General features: G+C 43.0%; 20 protein-coding genes. 10 read left to right on the top strand and 10 right to left on the bottom strand.

Annotation, left to right across the window (positions count from 1 at the left end; all coding sequences use genetic code 11):
- The first annotated feature begins 3 nt into the window (after nt 1–3).
- From gspI to gspK, 3 genes are read left to right on the top strand one after another with little or no spacing between them, the layout of a single operon-like run.
- Nucleotides 4–483: a type II secretion system minor pseudopilin GspI gene (gspI, locus tag JMX94_RS08495; protein WP_201564942.1), complete on the top strand. Its 480-nt coding sequence runs from the start codon at nt 4–6 to the stop codon at nt 481–483.
- Complete coding sequence (locus JMX94_RS08490; RefSeq protein WP_201564941.1) at nt 480–1,415, top strand: type II secretion system protein GspJ; 936 nt, start codon at nt 480–482, stop codon at nt 1,413–1,415. The genes gspI and JMX94_RS08490 overlap by 4 nt, the downstream gene beginning before the upstream one ends.
- Before the next feature lie 39 nt (nt 1,416–1,454).
- Nucleotides 1,455–2,585: a type II secretion system minor pseudopilin GspK gene (gene gspK / locus JMX94_RS08485; protein ID WP_227673575.1), complete on the top strand. Its 1,131-nt coding sequence runs from the start codon at nt 1,455–1,457 to the stop codon at nt 2,583–2,585.
- 47 nt (nt 2,586–2,632) lie between these two features.
- Here the strand turns inward: gspK and JMX94_RS08480 are convergent, their stop codons facing one another.
- The 3 genes from JMX94_RS08480 to ychF all read right to left on the bottom strand — a co-directional run bounded on the left by JMX94_RS08480 (nt 2,633) and on the right by ychF (nt 6,195).
- The gene (locus tag JMX94_RS08480; RefSeq protein WP_201564940.1) at nt 2,633–3,313 is read right to left on the bottom strand and encodes a TetR family transcriptional regulator; all 681 of its coding nucleotides are present in this window, start codon (nt 3,311–3,313) and stop codon (nt 2,633–2,635) included.
- Between the two features lie 177 nt (nt 3,314–3,490).
- Nucleotides 3,491–4,945, bottom strand: a complete 1,455-nt coding sequence (locus tag JMX94_RS08475; RefSeq protein WP_201564939.1) for a deoxyguanosinetriphosphate triphosphohydrolase — start codon at nt 4,943–4,945, stop codon at nt 3,491–3,493.
- Between the two features lie 158 nt (nt 4,946–5,103).
- Entirely contained in the window at nt 5,104–6,195 is a 1,092-nt protein-coding gene (gene ychF / locus JMX94_RS08470; protein WP_201564938.1) for a redox-regulated ATPase YchF, read from the bottom strand.
- A 295-nt stretch (nt 6,196–6,490) separates the two neighbouring features.
- On the opposite strand from ychF, the gene JMX94_RS08465 reads away from it, so the two are divergent.
- The 4 genes from JMX94_RS08465 to JMX94_RS08450 all read left to right on the top strand — a co-directional run bounded on the left by JMX94_RS08465 (nt 6,491) and on the right by JMX94_RS08450 (nt 11,294).
- A complete protein-coding gene (locus JMX94_RS08465) occupies nt 6,491–8,692 on the top strand; it encodes a UvrD-helicase domain-containing protein (RefSeq protein WP_201564955.1) in 2,202 nt (733 codons plus the stop codon).
- 333 nt (nt 8,693–9,025) lie between these two features.
- Complete coding sequence (locus JMX94_RS08460) at nt 9,026–10,273, top strand: FAD-binding oxidoreductase (protein ID WP_201564937.1); 1,248 nt, start codon at nt 9,026–9,028, stop codon at nt 10,271–10,273.
- Nucleotides 10,274–10,367: 94 nt separating this feature from the next.
- Nucleotides 10,368–10,706: a RidA family protein gene (locus JMX94_RS08455; RefSeq protein WP_201564936.1), complete on the top strand. Its 339-nt coding sequence runs from the start codon at nt 10,368–10,370 to the stop codon at nt 10,704–10,706.
- Between the two features lie 165 nt (nt 10,707–10,871).
- The gene (locus JMX94_RS08450) at nt 10,872–11,294 is read left to right on the top strand and encodes a tetratricopeptide repeat protein (protein WP_201564935.1); all 423 of its coding nucleotides are present in this window, start codon (nt 10,872–10,874) and stop codon (nt 11,292–11,294) included.
- A gap of 103 nt (nt 11,295–11,397) precedes the next feature.
- On the opposite strand, the gene JMX94_RS08445 is transcribed toward JMX94_RS08450, so the two are convergent.
- Nucleotides 11,398–12,225, bottom strand: a complete 828-nt coding sequence (locus JMX94_RS08445) for an enoyl-CoA hydratase (protein WP_227673573.1) — start codon at nt 12,223–12,225, stop codon at nt 11,398–11,400.
- 240 nt (nt 12,226–12,465) lie between these two features.
- Nucleotides 12,466–13,602 carry a glycerate kinase gene (locus JMX94_RS08440; RefSeq protein ID WP_201564934.1) on the bottom strand — a complete coding sequence of 379 codons (1,137 nt, stop codon included), beginning with the start codon at nt 13,600–13,602 and terminating at the stop codon, nt 12,466–12,468.
- A 109-nt stretch (nt 13,603–13,711) separates the two neighbouring features.
- Between JMX94_RS08440 and cobT the strand changes: the two genes are divergently transcribed.
- From cobT to JMX94_RS08425, 3 genes are read left to right on the top strand one after another with little or no spacing between them, the layout of a single operon-like run.
- Nucleotides 13,712–14,779, top strand: coding sequence for a nicotinate-nucleotide--dimethylbenzimidazole phosphoribosyltransferase (gene cobT, locus JMX94_RS08435; RefSeq protein WP_227673572.1), 1,068 nt, complete (start codon nt 13,712–13,714; stop codon nt 14,777–14,779).
- Nucleotides 14,779–15,678 carry an adenosylcobinamide-GDP ribazoletransferase gene (gene cobS, locus JMX94_RS08430; RefSeq protein WP_201564932.1) on the top strand — a complete coding sequence of 300 codons (900 nt, stop codon included), beginning with the start codon at nt 14,779–14,781 and terminating at the stop codon, nt 15,676–15,678. Before cobT ends, cobS begins: the two co-directional genes overlap by 1 nt.
- Nucleotides 15,679–15,715: 37 nt before the next feature.
- On the top strand, nt 15,716–16,270 hold the full coding sequence (locus JMX94_RS08425; RefSeq protein ID WP_201564931.1) for a histidine phosphatase family protein: 555 nt from the start codon (nt 15,716–15,718) through the stop codon (nt 16,268–16,270).
- Nucleotides 16,271–16,411: 141 nt separating this feature from the next.
- Here JMX94_RS08425 and JMX94_RS08420 read toward each other — a convergent pair whose 3' ends face one another.
- The 5 genes from JMX94_RS08420 to JMX94_RS08400 all read right to left on the bottom strand — a co-directional run bounded on the left by JMX94_RS08420 (nt 16,412) and on the right by JMX94_RS08400 (nt 19,440).
- Complete coding sequence (locus JMX94_RS08420) at nt 16,412–16,636, bottom strand: hypothetical protein (RefSeq protein ID WP_201564930.1); 225 nt, start codon at nt 16,634–16,636, stop codon at nt 16,412–16,414.
- Between the two features lie 314 nt (nt 16,637–16,950).
- The gene (gene rplI / locus JMX94_RS08415) at nt 16,951–17,460 is read right to left on the bottom strand and encodes a 50S ribosomal protein L9 (RefSeq protein ID WP_183617694.1); all 510 of its coding nucleotides are present in this window, start codon (nt 17,458–17,460) and stop codon (nt 16,951–16,953) included.
- Nucleotides 17,461–17,486: 26 nt separating this feature from the next.
- A complete protein-coding gene (rpsR, locus tag JMX94_RS08410; protein ID WP_010198808.1) occupies nt 17,487–17,717 on the bottom strand; it encodes a 30S ribosomal protein S18 in 231 nt (76 codons plus the stop codon).
- A 16-nt stretch (nt 17,718–17,733) separates the two neighbouring features.
- On the bottom strand, nt 17,734–18,138 hold the full coding sequence (gene rpsF, locus JMX94_RS08405; protein WP_193012851.1) for a 30S ribosomal protein S6: 405 nt from the start codon (nt 18,136–18,138) through the stop codon (nt 17,734–17,736).
- 309 nt (nt 18,139–18,447) lie between these two features.
- Nucleotides 18,448–19,440: an RDD family protein gene (locus JMX94_RS08400; protein ID WP_227673571.1), complete on the bottom strand. Its 993-nt coding sequence runs from the start codon at nt 19,438–19,440 to the stop codon at nt 18,448–18,450.
- Nucleotides 19,441–19,503: the final 63 nt, after the last annotated feature.

Raw genomic sequence — 19,503 nt, 5'->3', positions numbered from 1 at the left:
CTTATGATAGATAATGATAAGGCCGAACATACCTATACAAACCCAAAGCCCGCTCTATCAAAGCATGAGCGCGGATTTACCCTGATTGAGGTCATGGTTGCCTTAGCGATTTTGGCGGTCGTTGCCGTTGCCGCGAGCCGGGCTAGTAGTGCGTATTTAAGCTCAGTCGATGTCTTGCGCACTCGTACGCTAGCGCAGTTTGTCGCACAAAACGCGGCAGCGGACTTGCGTATTCAAGATACGTGGCTGACGGCTAATAAAACCCAAACTATCAATGCGCAAGGTCGCGATTGGCAAGTGACAATGACTGCCACAGATGCCATCACACCCGCATTAAAGCAGGTGAATATTACTGTTGCACCCATTATAGACGGACAGACACGCAGCGCAGTAACGGATATCAACGTGATGCTAAGTAACGCTAAGCAAGAGGTCGGCAGTTTGGATTTGAGCCGATTAAACCCTAATGGAGGCAATCCATGAAATCAAATCATGGATTCACTTTGCTAGAGCTGATGGTTGCGATGGCGATATTTGCCATGTTAGCGGTGGCAGGCTGGCAAGTATTTGATGGTGTTAACCGTGCGCGTGAACGGGCGCAATTTCATGCGGATAATTTAGCGGTTTTGCAATATGCCTATTTGCAATTACAGCAAGATATGAACCAAATGATTCCTTATCAGGCAGTGGATACGCAAGGTGCTAATTCCTTAATTAATAACGCATCAACCAACAATGCTGCAACTAACAGCACTGCAAGTAATACTAATAATAGCAATCAAGAAAATGCACCAGCGCCCGAACCCTTTATGAGCCTAGACGGCGCACGTATCAGCTTTGTGCGTTTTGCCGACCCCGACCCACGTTATCAAAGCAGCGCGAGTGTGCAGCATATCGAATACATTTTTGCTGATGAGCGCTTAATTCGCCGTCAATATGCCAGTCTTGCCGGTGGCAGTGACAGCATTAGTCTAGATAGTGTGTTGCTTGAAGGTGTTACGGCTGGGCGTTGGCAAGCTTATTTACCTGAATTAAGTGCCAAATTTCCCAATAAAGACAGCAGCAACATCAATAACAATACTTTAGCAGCGCCGACGGCAAATTCAGCCAATGCACCCTCTGAGATTATGCTATTACCAAAAGGTCTTGCGCTCAACTTTACTTATCAGGATATGCCCATTACTTGGCAATGGGCACTTACTCCGCAACCAATCCCAAATATAAGTACAAATACCAGCAATAAAAATATTCCTAACAATCCTAATGCTAATAATCCTAATGGCAATGGTAACGATAGTAATAACAACAATAACGGCAACAGTAATGACAGCACCAATAACGATAATGCAGCCAATGGTAATGTAGCAGATAATAACTCAGGCAACGCTACTGAAAATGCCCCATTTGGTCAATGATAGAGACTGTTTATGCCAACTAAGCCACAAATGAGGCCAATGATGCCTATAACCTCTATGAAAGCCAACGCTCAACGTGGGGTTGCGCTGCTGACTATTTTGCTATTGGTGGTCAGTATTACTGTGGTTGCAGGGGCGATGCTGGCCAGCCAAAAGATTGCCATTAGGCGCAGCGGCTTATTGTTTGACCAAAACCAGCTCTTACAAGATATCAATGCAGGTCAGCAATTGGCGGTTACCTTAATTCGTGCTGATGCTAAATTAAATGATACCGATAGCGCGCAGGATATTTGGGCGCAGCCAATACCGCCTTATACGCTAGGCGGACATAGCATCGGCATCGAATTACGCGATGAGGGCAGTCGTTTTAATATTAATAATTTATATCACAATGGCGCCGTTGATACTGCCGCATTGGCCGTCTTTCAAAGGTTACTCACGCAGCTAAATTTAGAGCCTGATATCGCCATTGCCGTCCTTGATTATCAAGATGCCGACAGCGAGGTCTATCAAGATGGCGGTGATGAAAGTGTGGTTTATGCTCAGCAGACTAATAGCGGCGTGGACAACATTTTACCCAATCAAGCGTTGGTCAGTATCGATCAATTAGCAGAAGTGAAGGGTCTTAATGCGCAAGTATTAGCGGCACTGCGTCCCTATATCACCGCGGTGCCGTATTATTTACCCATTAATATCAATACCGCCAGCCCCGTTTTGCTGGCCGCTTTGTTAGAGGGTGCGAGCAGTCAGCAAATGCAGAGCATCGTTGAGCTGCGAGCAAAGCAAGCATTTGGCTCTATTGATGATATCTGGCAGTTGCCGATATTAAGTAGTGTAAAAGCAGAGCAGCGTAAGGCATTAACACCATTATTAGCGGTTGATAGCCAAGCTTTTATGGCACTTATTACCGCTAGTGATAATGCAGATGGTGGTCAGGCAAGACAACGCTTTGCGACCATTGTTATTAGTAAAACGGCGGCTGAGGGTGAAATAGCAAATAGCAGTAATAACAGTAATAACAGTAATAACAGTAATAACAGTAATGAAAATAGCAATGATGCTAATAACGCTGATAGTAATGCGAAAAACCCTCAAAATACTGACAATAAAAAGCCCAAAGAGGTACGCGTGGTGACGCAGCGACTTTGGGCTTTTAGGCCAGTTTTCTAATGGTTATAGATAACCAGTGCTAAATAACGTGCAAAAATTAAGCCCAATTAATCACTTAAACGGGTTTCTTCAGTAGATTTCCAGTTGTAAGCACCATAAAACAGCATCTGTGCTTGCCGTGTACAATTATGCAGCATCAGCTGTTTTTTATCTTCAATATCAGCCAAATCGACTTCATCATCATGGTCTTCGGTATAGGTCAGCTCTAGCCAATCAATAATCCAAGAAAAGAACATATTGACCCCAGCTTCAGCCAATAGCCTGCGGTCATAAGTATTGATATGGGCAAAAGCAGGTTGTAGGGCTAAATCGTCTGCTAGACTCTGCCCGTGGTTTTTAATCAGCTCATTGATGGCTTTGCGTACCGCTTCTGAACCGCCATAGCGTTCACTGACTAAAAATTGCCAATAGCAAGGCTGCTCGCTGACCATATATAAAAACATCTGGATACTTTTAGCGATTTGACGCTCAAAGCTACGTTTGCGCCCAATTTGCAGGTTGTCACTTAAAGTTGCTAGCGTACCGCCCAACTCTTCGATAACCAAGGCACGACCGAGCGATTCCATGTCATCAAAATGGCGATAAAAGGCGGTCGGCACCACGCCAACCTCACGCGTGACTTGCCTCAGACTGATTGAGCTAAAAGATTGCCCCGTCATACATAAATCGAGCACCGCATTAAAAAAAGCGTGCCGAGTTTGAAGTTTCTTTTGTTCGCGACTACTCATAATATTTCAAAATTACCTGATAGATGTCTATCATACTCATTTCATTGCGAAAATACGAATGAAATAGACGGTTATCGTTGATTGTCCAGTTTTTGGAATTGGTTTTAGACTGAATTTTAAGCTTGGTTTTAAATTAATTCTAGACTTCTTTTTAAACTTGCTGCTTAAACATGTTGTTTAAACAATGGTGCCCCAATGTCCTTGTAGCTCTTGCGCCAATCGATACGCTTCATGGTCATTCATACCGGTTATAAAGTCTAAAACATTGAGCATATTATCATAGGTGTCATCGGATAAAACGCGACGATGCTCATCGAGATGCGGCTGCAATAATTTTAGCAGACGCTGCTGCTCAAATGACATTTGGGTTATAGAAGCGCTGCTCCCATTTGTCCAAGCCAATGGCATAAAAGCATCGAGCAGGCGCTGCAGGCATTGATTGGCCATCAGCTCCATGCGTACCTTACTTGGGTGATTAAATATCTTTTCACGTGCCAGTTGCTTAGCTTGGGTGATGCCGCTTTGTACGGTTGCATCACAATGGGCAAACAGGCTGCCCTGTAGCGTCCCTGCCAGCATAGCGTTACTATTGGCTACAAAGGCATCGGTGACGGCATTGACCAAACGCATCATTGCCCGTGCCCGCAGCGATGCCAAATGCTGCCTGACTGACACATGAGTGGGTAAATTAAGAGTGTCAGGGCGCTCGCCAATCAGCTCATAAAAAATAGCTGCAACCTCCGCATAGCTTAGCATATTCAAATTGATGCCATCTTCCAAATCTATCAGCGCATAGCAGATATCGTCTGCCGCTTCCAATAAATAAGCCAGCGGATGACGAGCAAAGCCATCGTGTTGCTCGGAGCGCGGCAGATGTAAACGTGCTGCTAACTCTTCTAATTGAGCTGCCTCACTATAAAAGCAGCCAAATTTTTGCATGTTAGTGGTGGGACTGCCTTGATAAATGGGAGTGTCTTGATAAATAGATCTGTCTTGATAAATAGAGTTGCTATGGGTTGCAAGCCAAGGGTATTTCATAAATGCACCCAAAGTAGCGCAAGTCAATCGCATACCGCCTAAGTCAGGATGATGCTCATTGCGGGCAAGGATGCGAAATCCCTGCGCATTACCTTCATAAGCCAGCAAATCCAACTGCTCATTGCTACTTAGGTTGTGCAAGACCTTTTGACGCTCAGGATGCATAAACCAGTCACGAATGGCGTACTCTCCGGCATGACCAAACGGTGGATTGCCGATATCATGGGCAAGGCATGCCGCTTGTACAATAACACCGACATCAGCGGGCGCGACGCCATTTGGTAAGCCACCATCTAATTTATCATGCAGCTTCTCTGCCGCCATAATGCCTAAGGAGCGCCCAATACAAGAAACTTCGAGCGAGTGTGTTAAGCGCGTATGAATACCGAGCTGATTGGTCAGGGGATGGACTTGGGTTTTTTGGTTAAGCTGGCGAAAGGAGTGTGAAAACACCAGCCTGTCATAATCTTTATGAAAGGAGGAGCGCGCGCTGTCCTCGGCAGGGGCTTTTTTATGACTCCCTAAACGCTGCGCATTAAATAATTTTGCCCAATGGTCACTGGAATTAAGCACTTGATTAACAGAAGCAGTCATAGGTTATAGTCCGTTATTTTTATCATTTTATTTTATCGTTGTTGTTTGAGAGGTTAATTATTTTAACGTTCTTCCATTTATTATAATAAAAAAAGCTAGCTTTGTAGCTGGCTTTTGGTTGTTCTCTAATAAGACTGTGTAACAGGCAATCCGCTTTATTAAACGTTAAAGCGGAAATGCATCACGTCGCCATCTTGTACGATATAGGTTTTGCCTTCTAAGCGTGATTTACCGGCAGCAGCTGCGCCTTTTTCACCGTTGTATTCGATAAAGTCATCATAAGCAATCACTTCAGCGCGGATAAAGCCACGTTCAAAATCAGTATGAATCACACCAGCGGCTTCAGGAGCCGTTGCACCAACAGCGACTGTCCAAGCGCGGACTTCTTTGACGCCCGCAGTGAAATAAGTCTGCATATCAAGCAACTCATACCCGCCGCGAATGACTTGGTCAAGGCCAGCCTCTTCCATGTCCATTTCAGCTAGGAAGTCTTTTTTGTCATCTTCATCAAGCTGAGCAATTTCAGATTCGATTTGGTTACATAGCGCAATGACAATAGAATCTTCGCCAGTCGCATAGTTACGCACTGCATCAAGATATGGATTATTCTCAAAACCATCCTCAGCAACGTTAGCGATATACATGGTTGGCTTTAGGGTAATCAGACCATAACTTCTGATCAGTTTTTGTTCGTCTTTGTCTAAATTGGCAGCGCGAGCCGCTTTACCTTCTGCTAATAAAGGCTCGATTTTTTTGAAAATATCGAGCATAGCAGAGGCGTCTTTGTCACCGCCTTTGGCTTTTTTGCTTAAGTTGTGGATAGCGCGCTCAACGGCTTCTAAATCTGCCAATGCCAATTCGGTATTGATGGTTTCGATGTCATCGATAGGGCTGACGCGGCCGTCAACGTGGACGACGTTGTCATCATCAAAGCAGCGTACTACGTGAGCAATCGCATCGGTCTCGCGGATATTGGCTAAAAACTGGTTGCCCATCCCTTCGCCTTTTGACGCGCCCGCGACCAAACCTGCGATATCAACAAATTCCATAGTCGTAGGTAATACGCGCTCAGGCTTGACGATATCAGCCAGTTTTTTCAGGCGTGGATCTGGCACAGGTACAATACCCGTGTTGGGATCTTTGGTACAAAATGGAAAGTTTTCAGCGGCGATACCCGCTTTGGTCAAGGCGTTAAACAGGGTGGATTTACCCACGTTTGGTAGACCGACAATGCCGCAATTAAAACCCATAACATGCTCTCAATATATTAATAAAATCATTCAGTATAAGACTTCGTAAAATAGTAACTCAAAATTGGGCATATTGTAGCAAATTTCAGCCAAAATAGGTAAGGTTGTTGAGCTTACTGTTCCAATTCTTATGGTCAATAACAATACTTAATACCGCCATTTAATATCAATGTTCGTTATCAACGACCCTCAGAGATTTGCCTATTATGATAAGCTACTACCTATAAATGATGATGCATGCTGCTGCGCTGTCATCAATAGCTAGCACGATAAACCATACCAAAGGCAATTGTTAATAATGACCACCATTTTTGCTACCCACCATTATAATTATCCGCAAAATTTCGTTGACATGAAACCCAAGCTTACGCGGCTTGAGCAGGCGATTAAAAAGCTCGAAGCCAATTTGATAAATGCGGATACTGAAATATTAGAGCAACGGCTTGCCAGTTATTTAGGGTTGCAAGTGGATTATGCCCGTGAGTTAAATCCTAATCAGTTATTGGCGGCTACCACAACTGAGGGCAAGGTATTGGTTATCGCCGGTGCAGGTTCTGGGAAAACCAAAACCCTGACCTACAGAACCAGCTATCTGATAGAAAATGGTGTAGCGCCAAAAGAGATTCTGCTATTAACCTTTACCCGTAAAGCGGCCAATGAGATTAAAAGTCGCGCTAGAACTTTGCTGGCAAGCCGTCTAGATGATAATAGTCACATAAACGGTAAGGCGTTAAATGATATCACTAGCGGCACTTTTCACTCATTTTGCAATATGTTATTGCGCCAATATTCTGGGCTACTTGGTATCAATCCGCGCTTTACTATTTTAGATACCGGTGACAGCGAAGATGCTATTGATTTGATTAATAAAGAAAAAAAGTATCCGACCAAAATAACCAATCAGGCATTTCCGCGCAAAAAAACCTTGCAAAATATCTTCTCAACCTCTAGAAATCGGCGCATTCATATTCGTGACTTAATCGAAAGCAGTTATCCTGATATCGCCGTGCATATTCCAGTTATTGAGCAATTGGCCGTCGACTTTCATGAGTATAAGCGCGCCAACCATTTATACGATTTTGATGACATCATCAGTCAAGTGGTGCGCCATCTAAAGCACAATGACACCTTTCGAAAGCTACTACAAAAGCAATATCGTTATGTCATGGTCGATGAATATCAAGACACCAATATTCCACAAAAAGAACTCATTGACCTCATCTGTGCGCCTACATCGGTGTCGCTGATGGTCGTTGGTGATGATAACCAAAGTATTTATGCCTTTCGCGGTGCCAATTATGAAAATATCTTATTATTTGGCGAAAGCTATCCCGAAGCAAAACTGATTAAGCTAGAACAAAATTATCGCAGTACGCCAGCGGTGCTTGATTATATCAATGCTTTATCGGCTCAAATTACGTTAGGCTATCAAAAGCAATTGTACTCGGACGCATCTATAGAAGGCATAAAGCCAGTTTTTCGCCGTTTAAGCGATGAAACCAAAGAAGCAAAGTATATCGCTGATAAAATTATCGAATTAAAACCGGATTACGATTATCAAGATTTTGCCGTCTTGTGCCGCACGTCCTTTCAATCCAACTACGTTCAGCTTGAATTTATGGAGCGCAATATTCCCTTTATTGTCGTAGGCGGCATCCGCTTTATTGAAAGACGCCATATCAAGGACGTCTTAGCCTTTGTTAAAATACTTTATAACCCAAATGATACGATTGCATGGCACCGTATTTTAACCTTGTTTAAAGGGGTAGGAGCAGTAACGGCAACGCGTTTGACCCAAGCCATTAATGCCGATAGCAATGTGAATAATAATGTTAATAGTAACGTTAACAACAATACTTTCGAGCCGCTATTATTACCGTCATTTGCGAAAAAAAGCCCACAGCTTAAATCATTGCATACGACTTTGACCAAAGCCAGTCAGGCAGAGTCAGTCGAAATGGTGATTGAGCGGATTTTAGAGTTTTATATTCCTGTCCTAAAAACGATTGAAGAGAATTGGCGTGAACGTAGCGAAGACTTTCGTGTACTCAAAAATTTAGCAACAGAACATGACAGTCTCGATAAATTCTTAGAAAATCTTGCCCTTGATCCGCCCAATGATTCAGTTGCTACCGCAGGCGAGACTGAAAAAGGGGAAGATAGTAATGACAAAGTTACCATTTCTACCATTCATAGTGCCAAAGGGCTTGAATGGCCTGTTGTGTTTGTCAATTCTCTCGTTGATGGTATGACGCCGCACTATCGCTCGCTCAGTGATTTTGAAGAGTTAGAGGAGGAGCGTAAGCTGTTTTATGTTGCCTGCAGTCGCGCTAAGAGCAGATTGTTTTTAACCGCGCCAGAGTACTTCTCAAGCTATTCAGGATACTTTGATAAGCCCTCAAGATTTATCGCTGAGCTACCTGCTGATAAGTTAACGGTCGAGACCAGTAAAAGGCTTTTAGAGACGCTAGCGAATGAAGATCCGATTTGGTGGTGATAGCTTGTGATAAATGTAGGATATGCATCGCTCTTAACTTTTAAATCATCATTAATTCTAGAAGGCAGCTAACATTGCAACGTTTAGCTGTCTAATTTTTGAAGTCGTTTGTTGTTTTTTTAATCTACTTTAATCATCACTATTTTTTCAATCATACTTCCATTATTCCTATCAAAAATACCTTCCATTGAAATCCATAACCAAAAGTATTTAATAGCAAAAATATTTATATCAGAAGGGTTTAATCTGGCGCGCAATGCGTTACTATTACTCCCTTATCTGTTATTTCTCATATTTGACATTCTGTATTAAGACCTTAAAAAAGGACAAGTTATGCGCTATGAAGTGATCGTTATCGGTGCAGGGATGGTCGGCACCTCAGTTGCTTGGCATCTACAAAAAAATAACGCTCAAGTATTGCTGTTAGACAAAAAATTACCGGGCTCTGAGACTTCATACGGCAATGCGGGTTTGATTCAGCGTGAGGCGATTCATACCCATCCGTTTCCGCGCCATCTGACTGAAATGATACGCGTATTGCCGAACCAAGGGACCGATATTCGCTATCGAATTCCGGCGATTTTGCGTTATCATCAGGCGCTATTGCAGTACTGGAAATATTCTACACCTGCTTCAGTCAAAAAAATAGAAGCGGAATGGCAGACGCTGATTGAGCATTGTACCAGCGAGCACCAAACCATGATTGAAGCCTCTGGTGCTGATGAATTGATTACCCGTGATGGCTGGTTGCAGCTGCATCGCTCTGAAGAGACGTTTAAAGAAGCCATTGCTGCCGCTATTGATGCACGCAATCAGGGTGTTGAGCATAACGTCTTGACGGTTGAAGCGTTAAAAGCCATGGAGCCTAGTGCCAATTTTGACGCGTTCGTTGGTGCGATTCATTGGCTCAACTCTTGGCAAGTGTCAAACCCAAGCTCACTTGTAAAAGCTTATGCCAAAAACTTCCAAGAAATGCAAGGCACCATCAAAGAAAGCAGCGTTAAAGAAATTGTACAAGAAGAAAACGGCTGGAAAGTCGTTACCGACAATGACACTTATTACAGTGATAAATTGGTCATTGCCGCTGGACCTTGGTCGAATGATTTAATCAAACCGCTTGGTTATGACTTGCCGTTGTTCCCGATGCGTGGCTATCATCAGCACTTTAAAGTGAATGAAAAAAATACCATTCATCATAGTATGTTTGATATGGATAAAGGCTTTGTGATGGGGCCAATGCAACAAGGTATCCGCATTACCACTGGTGCTGAGATGACAACGATGAATGCACCAAAGAACTTTGGCCAATTAAATACCGTGTTAAAACTTGCGCGCAAAATTCTACCGCTAGAAGATGCCGTTGAGAGTGAAGCATGGGCAGGCTCACGTCCTTGTATGCCTGATATGAAGCCAGTTATCGGTCCTGCGCCTAAGCATGACAAATTATGGTTTGCCTTTGGTCATAGCCATCAAGGCTTTACTTTAGGGCCAATGACCGGTCGTATCGTCGAAGAGATGATTCATGAAAAGCCGCTATTGGTCGATATTAAACCCTTTAGCGCCGATCGTTTTTCTCGCTAATTTCTTGCCAAGCACTGTTTAATAAAACGTGAGCCATCTATATATTTAAACGCTTATGTATTTAAGACCATTAAAAAATTAAGGATAATAATCCATGCAAAAGCTGCATAGTAATCAACGTATGAGTAAAATCGTAGTGCATAACCAGACCGTTTATTTATGTGGTCAAGTGGGCAATAGCGATGATGATATCAAAGCGCAAACATTGACGTGTTTAGAGAAGATACAAGCACTGTTAGAGGAAGTGGGCAGCGATAAATCAAAGCTATTGTCAGTGACAGTCTGGATAAAAGATATGGCAGACTTTGCTGCAATGAATGAAGTGTGGGATAAATGGTTTGAAGGCGTGCAGCCACCCGCTCGTGCTTGCGGCGAGTCGGCGTTGGCACGTCCTGAACTATTGGTTGAGATGATTGCCATCGCTGCTGAGTAAACGTTGCCATTTCATTGGCTATATTAACCGCTTATTTTATTAGCTAAATACAGTATAAGGGTGTGATATCGATATCACGCCCTTTTCTATGAGCTATTCAGGCAAACTAGTCTATAATCAACACCATTAACGTATTTGACGAACTATCAAACAGGGTTATCCATCATGATTAATACCAAAATATATAAATCCATTTATGTGCTAGCAGAAAAACTGCTAGAAGCGGACAGTAAAAACGATCAAAAAACCTTTGATATGCTATATGCGCAGTTAAAGGATCTTTGTAACGAAAATGAAAAGAGCGATAAAGACCATCCTGAACAGTGGGAAACGTTGGCTGACTTTACCGAAGATTTGGATGAAGCATTGGTTATCTATCAAAAAGCGTTAGATAAAGCCGCGGCGATTAATTCAAAAGACCATCTGGCATCAATTGCATTTTCTATGGCTGAGCTGCAAATCGAATTGGGTCAAACAGAGGCGGCTATCGAAAACCTACAAAATGCTAAAATTAGCGCCAATAAAATCGAAGACAGAGAATTTAAAGTTGAGATAAATGAGTTGTTGGCGAAATTATTAGCAGAGTAGTTTTCGTTATTGTCCTTCTTTATTGAGCAAAGCGTATTGTATTATCTAAAAAGTCGCGTGTGCCGATATCAGTATTTTATGTTATAAAATGCTGATATTACTCTTAGTGCCCTGTCCATACGGCAGGACGCTTGTCGATAAAGGCATCAATCCCTTCACTCACATCATGTGCCATCATATTGCAGCTCATCACCTCGCTAGCATACTCATAAGCCTCTGCCAATGCCATATCCAACTGGTTATAGAACATGGTTTTTCCGGTGGTCAAAGCGACTGAGGATTTGGCGATAATGCTATCTATTAAAGACTGCAAAGTCGTATCTAATTGCTCTGCGCTTGCCACACGGTTGATCAGTCCTTGGTGCAGTGCAGTATGAGCATCGATAAATTCACCGGTGATGAGCATCTCAAATGCTTGCTTACGAGAGAGGTTGCGACTGACTGCTACTGCAGGGGTGGAACAAAACAGCCCTACGCTGATACCAGAAGTGGCAAATTTGGCATTGTCCGAGGCGACAGCTAAATCACAGGCTGCCACCAGCTGACAGCCAGCAGCAGTAGCGATGCCCTCTACTTTAGCTATTACCACTTGTGGCATGCGATTGATGGTCAGCATCATCTGGCTGCACTGTTCAAATAAGGCGCGCTGAAATGCCTTTTCTGGATTGGCGCGCATCTCTTTTAGATTATGACCGGCACAAAAGGCCTTACCGTTTGCGGCAATGACGACCACGCGAATATTGCTATCTTGGGCGATGCTGTCTAGCTCTGTTTGCATAGCAGATAACATATCTACTGATAGCGCGTTAAATTGTTTGGGACAATTGAGTGTCAACGTCACAACACTGCCTAAGTTTTCTCTAATAACCAAAGGCTCGCTGGGATTCATTGAGGAGCAGGGTTCTGATGGCTTGAGATTATGGTTATTCATTTATCGTCCTTGATAACTGCTAATTAATAAACACTAGCTAAATTTAGAATAAAATACAAACGAGACTTAAATCATAACCCAAATAATAGCATGCCTAACTCCTTAAGTGACTTCCTTATGCAACAGCACAGTATTGATGATCGCTCACATAAAAATAGCACTCTTAGATGATAAGAGCGCTATTTAACGCTAATACGGTCAAAAATGGCTATGAGAAAATATAAAGTAGCTCTATAAATACTATTTTATGCGTTGACCCAATTTTATCGCCGCCGCAATATTGGCAGCGGTGATTTCAATATTATGATAAGCGTTTTTAAAGATGTTATCGATGGACTCTAGCTTTTGGATACTGGGCATAATAACCTCAAACTGACTGGTTTGAGCAGGTTCTAGCCCATCAACGCTGCCGCAAATAGCAATCACTGGCGTATGGCTGGCTTTGGCGATTTGGCTAATGCCGCCAGCTACTTTGCCCATAGCAGACTGCGCATCAAGCTTGCCTTCACCAGTGATGACTAAATCTGCATCGGCAATATGCTGTGATAAGTTGGTAACTTTTGCCACTGTATCAAAGCCTGATGTTAACTCAGCTTGGCAAAAGCTGATTAACGCATAGCCAAGCCCACCTGCTGCGCCAGAACCTGCTATGTCTTGGTAATTCTGATAGCCATGTTGCTCACATACACTCGCAAAATGCGTTAGCGCTTTATCCAAATCATTGATTTGCTGCGGGCTGGCGCCTTTTTGAGGGCCAAATATTGCACTGGCACCCAACTCGCCACATAAAGGGTTGGTGACATCACAGGCTACTTCAAATACTGTCTCCAGCACACTAGTATGGAAGTTTGTAGCATCTAATCGTTGCAAGTTGGCAAGCGCGCCGCCGCCTTGGGCTAACGTATTGTCAGCACTATCATGAAACGTCATGCCAAGCGCCATTAGCATACCAAGTCCCGCGTCATTGGTGGCGCTACCACCCAAACCGATAATGATGCGTTTAACGCCTTCATCTAAAGCATCCGCAATAAGTTCGCCAACTCCGTAGCTACTCGTAATTAACGGATTTCTTTCTTCAGTCGTCAATAAATGCAGACCGCAGGCTTGAGCACTTTCAATTACGGCTGTCTCATTTTCTAATAGCAGATATTTAGCATTGATTGGTCGCATTAAGGGGTCATGGACTCGCACTTCTTTCCAGCGCCCACCTAGTACATAAGACAATACTGCAGAAGTTCCTTCACCGCCATCTGCCATGGGTAGCAGCTTATAGTCAGCGTCAGGAAACACTTGACTGAATCCAGACTGGATAGCGTGGCAGACATCTAATGCCTCTACACTTTCTTTAAATGAGTCAGGGGCGATTAAAATTTTCATGAAATACTCTACGATTATGCAAGTTGGAATTGTGCAATTAGGCCAATCATATCATTATAAATTGGATAATCTGCTACCATAGTCTCCTGTTTCATTTATAACCTTTAGGATGATTGCCTTGACCACCTTTACCGCGCCTACTATTCCCAATATCGAAAATAATGAGCTGCGCCAGCAGCTAGAGCAAATCATCGACCAAAAGACCAAGCCGCTTGGCGCACTTGGACGTATAGAGACGCTCGCTGTGCAGTTAGGTATGATTCAAGGTACGACCGCGCCGCATATTAATCAGCCACAGATTCGAGTGTTTGCCGCCGATCACGGTCTAACCAAGCATGGCACATCCGCGTATCCTAGTGCCGTCACTGCGCAGATGGTTTATAACTTTTTGCAAGGCGGCGCTGCTATCAATGTCTTAGCCCGTCAGCATAATATTGAGCTAAAAGTAGTCGATGCTGGTGTCGATGCCGACTTTGCCAATTCTCCTTTTAAAGACCACGCGCAATTGCTCGATTATAAAGTCCGTCACGGTAGCCGTGATGCGCTAACCGAGCCTGCGATGAGCGCAGCAGAATGTTTAGCTGCCTTAGAGAACGGCATGGACGTGGTCAAGAGCATGGCGGGTAATTTGCTTATCGTCGGAGAGATGGGCATTGGTAACACCTCAGCGGCAAGTCTTTTGCTGGCAAGATTGGGCGATACACCGATTAATGATTGTATCGGTCGCGGCACCGGTCTTGACGATGCAGGATTGCAGCACAAAACAAGTATTTTAACGCAAGTGTTGGCGCGTCATAGCGAAGCAAAAGCGCCATTCGACATACTTGCTGCGTTGGGCGGGCTTGAGATTGCTATGATGGCAGGGGCGCTGATTCAGGCCGCCAGTGAGCGCCGCATTCTTTTAATCGATGGTTTTATTGCCAGTAGCGCGTTGTTGGCTGCTGAGCGCCTAGCGCCCGGTGTTGCTCAATATGCTGTCTTCGCCCATCATTCGGTTGAACCCGGGCATGCGCATTTATTAAAACTGCTCAATGCTGAGCCATTACTCAATATGGGTATGCGCCTAGGTGAGGGTAGCGGTGCGGCACTGGCGTATCCACTATTGCAATCGGCTTGTGCCATTATAAATGAGATGGCAAGTTTTAGTGATGCAGGTATTAGTGGACAAAACAGCTAATGTCACAATTATCAAAAAAGCCATCAAAACAACCATTAAATCAGTCATTGAATCAATCAGAGCCGCCACAGCAACCATCGTCTAAACCAAGTGTTGGTGAATTTATAAAACATGAATGGCGTCTATTATTGGTGGCGGTGCAGTTTTTAACGCGTCTGCCCGTACCGCAATTTGCCAATTACAATCCGCAGTGGTTGCACCAGAGCAGCCGTCATTTTCCTGGGGTAGGTCTGCTGGTTGGGCTGCTTTGCGCTGGCGTATTTTGGCTGGGCAGTATTTTATTTACACCCTTGGTCGCGGGAGTGATAAGTACCGCGTTTGGGATTAAGCTTACAGGCGCTTTTCATGAAGATGGACTTGCCGATAGTTGCGATGGGCTTGGCGGTGGTCTGACCCGAGAGCGCACTTTAGAGATTATGAAGGACTCACGTTTAGGGACTTATGGTGTACTGGGTTTGGTGTCGGCCTTATTAATCAAAATCAGTTTATTAGCTTCTATGCCGCTATCGGTGGCTATCGTAGCGCTTATTATTGGCCATACGGCCTCGCGCTTATTATGCATTAGCTTACTGGCGCTATTGCCTTATGGCGGTGAGATTGAGCATGCCAAAGCCAAGCCGATGGCGCAGCAGCTGACGCCTTTTCAAGGGCTATTGAGCAGTGGTTGGTTGCTATTGGCTGGCGTGCTCGTCGTACTCCTGTTTCCTGCTACCGTGCAGCAGATTGGTATTTGGCAATGGTTATTGGCTTTATTGCTAGGTATCGTAGCGACAGACTATATGCGGCGCTTATTATATAGACGTTTAGAGGGCTATACGGGTGACGGCTTGGGCGCCACGCAGCAGTTAAGTGAGATTGCCATTTATATTGGACTTGCTGCTTCTATACCGCTTATCTGATATAAAAGTCATGGTCAAAATAGGATAGTAACAGCAAATGATGTTTCATATTTGGCGCCATCCAAAGCCCGTTGCGGCTAATGGGTTTTGTATCGGACAGACTGATATCAATGTCGATAAACGCAAAATTAAGCGTCTGGCTAATAAAATACAGCGCTTTGTGCGTCTGCATCAATTACCAAAGGTGATTTGGGTCAGCCCGTTACAGCGCTCATTAAAAGTCGGGGAGATACTGGCGCAGCGCGGCTTTCAATGTAATATCGCACCTGCGCTTGCAGAAATTAATTTTGGTAATTGGGACGGTCAGCCTTGGGCACAAATACCAACACAACAGATTGACGACTGGTGCGATAATTTCGCTGACTTTGCACCCAAGGGCGGCGAGAGTTTACAGCAGTTATTTGAGCGTGTGGAGAACTGGTTAAATGACATGGCTAGACAAAATAGCAGTCATAGACCAATATTGGCAGTCGGTCATGCAGGCTGGATAAATGCTGCAAGTATGATAGTCGCTGGGCAAGAGGTGCCAAAGATAGCCGCTGAGTGGCCACGACCTGTAAATTATCTAGAGCATCGTCAACTGGATTTTTAACCAAAAAAAACCGACCATTTATAATGACCAGTTTTTTGGATAATTTTTTTCAAGAATATAGTTTTTCTTAAACAGATATCTTTCTTAAGCACATATCTTTCTTAAAAAGGTACATTTGATAAATGCAGCAATGAAAACTTCCTAAGCAATCTTATCAAACCAAGCTTTATTGTCTTTAGGGCTCATAGAATCAAAGCTAACATAGATACCTTCGTCATCTAAAGTCGCATACCAGTGATCATCGTTGCTACCAGTCAGTAGCTGAAAATATTTATTATTCACAATTCTACCAACGGTATATATCTCGCCTTCTGCGTAAAACTCATTACCTTGGATACAGATTAATTTGTCATCAGTATTTATCATATCGTCCCGTTATATCCATCATTATTTAATAAACGGCCCTATAGTTAGTCGACATATTAGTAGCCATATAAATATCTGAATATAGGGTAGCAATTGAGGGGCTATTATTAAAGATGACCTTATAAGCAGTATTTTATTGTTAAGTATAGGTTGTACAGGTTTTTTATTACCAATTATTGCGCTTATATATCATTGTAAGTGTTTATTATAAATAACTTATAAATCCGAGATGCTTGATAAATATTCAATAATTTGACAAACAAAAAAGCCAGCAACATGACGTTACTGGCTTTTCTTTAGACGTGTACTAAATATTACTCTTCAGAGTAATCTTCGTTCTCGTCTTCAACTTCTTCTGCTGAATCTTGGTTGTCGCCATCTTCTGAAAGAATGGTTACTAAGATGCTAGCAGTAACGTCGTGGTGTAGCTGAATATCAACATTATATTCGCCAACTTGACGTAAAGTGCCTTCAGGTAGCTTGATTTCAGCACGGTCAACTTCTAGACCTGAGTTAGTCAATGCTTCAGCGATATCGCGAGTACCGATAGAGCCAAATAGCTTGCCTTCGTCACCTGATTTAGCGCGCATGATAACATTAACGTCAGTTAATGCGTCAGCACGTTCTTGAGCAACAGCTACTTCTTTTGCTTCTTCAGCTTCAAGCTCAGCACGACGTGCTTCGAACTTTTCAATGTTAGCTGCAGTAGCAGGTAGTGCTTTACCCAAAGGGATAAGAAAGTTACGTCCGTAACCTGGTTTCACATCGACAGTTTCACCGAGTTTACCAAGGTTGACGATACGCTGTAACAAAATAATTTGCATGAGTCATTCCTAGTTAAAGTTAACGGTTAACCCTGATGGTTATCAGTGTATGGAAGTAGCGATAAATAACGAGCTTGCTTGATAGCAGTTGCTAGTTGACGCTGATATTTAGTAGACGTACCGGTAATGCGGCTTGGTACGATTTTGCCATTATCACTGATGTACTGTTTTAGCAATTCAACATCTTTATAGTCGATGTGAGTGATGCCTTCAGCAGTGAAACGGCAGAATTTGCGACGGCGATAGAAACGTGCCATGAGTATTCTCCTTTAATTAGTCTTCACTGTTGTCGTTATCGTCATTATCGTTTTCACGACTGTCTGGACGACGAGTAGTTGCTTTGCGTGCGCGTTTTTCATCGGCATTCTTGGCTAACTGCGACTCTTCAGTGACAGCGTCGTCACGGCGCATAACTAGACTACGAATGATCGCGTCGTTATAACGGAATAATTCTTCAAGTTCAGCTAAAGTTTCACCGTCAGTTTCAATGTTGAAAAGAACGTAATGAGCTTTATGAATCTTGTTAATTGGGTAAGCCAATTGACGACGACCCCAATCTTCTAGACGATGGATTGTGCCGTTGTTGTCTTGAACCAACTTGATATAGCGTTCAACCATGCCGACCACTTGGTCGCTTTGGTCTGGGTGTACAAGTAACACCAGTTCGTAATGTCGCATTATGACTCCTTACGGATTAGTAGCTATTAACCCTATGTTAATAGCAAGGAGATTTATAAGGTAAGCCCAAATTTTATCGAATTCTATAAAAACAATAGGGGATAAGCTTAGTTTATAAAGCGCCGTATTATAACAGTACTCGGTGCTTAACACAAAGGTTAATCACTAAGAGGCTGTCAATAAACAATAAAAGCAGCAAATACTGCTCTACTAATAAAAAGCAGCGCCTAAACGCCACTTTTTAATATAACTTTATGATATTTATAATAATCTGTTTATAACAAGGCTATAAATTAATTATTAAGTTAATTATTTTACTTTTGGCTTTTTGACCAATTGGCTGCTATCCGCTTTTACCACTAGGGTTTTAGCAAGTTTGTCATGCCAACCGATATTTTCAGGGCTTTTTGAGGCCATATAATAATGTACCCCAATAATTGCAAATGCAAAGAAACCTAGGAGCATGAACAGTAGATAGTAAATGATAAGTAGTAATAAAGTACGAGCAGCTATAAGTTTAGTAAAGGAAGGAAGGCGATGTGTGGTTTGATCTACGACCCGAATACCAGTAAGTAACTTGCCCAACGATTGCCCACGGAGCGAGATGAATATTAATTGTAATGCAAGCAAACCAAATATCAGCGCCTGCGACATCATTAAAGTGCTGCTAGGAATAGTTTCTATTAAACTTGTAGAATACTCTAAAGCTTTATTTAAAGTTTCTACACTCTCGATATTCTGGAGCTTTGAATAGTCAACGTCTAATTTTGACCAAGCCATTACCATCGGAATGGAAGCCAACATATAGACAAGAGCATTAATAACAGTTGCCAATACTCGCGACATGATAGGCGCAAGCACAACATCACCGACGACTTTATCGTTGTCGGAAATCTTTTTGGCGCCAGACTTATTTAATGACACATTACTATTTGGTGTGTATTGACGATTGGTTGTCATGTCCACTTTGCTGTTTTTAGCATTTTCTGCTGGACGTTCAGGCTTGCCATATAATCTGTCGAGCGATACGGCTTTGTCATCTTGACCCGTACTACTAGCAGAATCTTCTGGAAAGATAGTGACATTATTAATAATAGAGTCGTTATTATCCGCCGTCACTATAGGAGCAGGACGATAGTAAGTCTGATTGTTGGTTAAATTACCAACACGCTGCCACTGATCTAAGCCTTCATGCCATATCAAATCATCTAATACGACTTCGCCAGAGGTGAGCATGATATTGAGCTGATCCAAAGTGTATGGACCGGCTTGTACGTTATTTCGAGCAAGGAAAATCTGCATAATTGCCTACATAGTTAGTCATATCTCAAGTCACTTTTTATGAGTAGCTGCTTTTAAAGAGCT

It is taken from the genome of Psychrobacter sp. CMS30 (assembly GCF_904846565.1).
In the GTDB taxonomy this organism is placed as follows: Bacteria; Pseudomonadota; Gammaproteobacteria; order Pseudomonadales; family Moraxellaceae; genus Psychrobacter; species Psychrobacter maritimus.
Note: the sequence above shows the minus strand (reverse complement) of the source record. Positions and strands in the feature narration are given on the sequence as shown.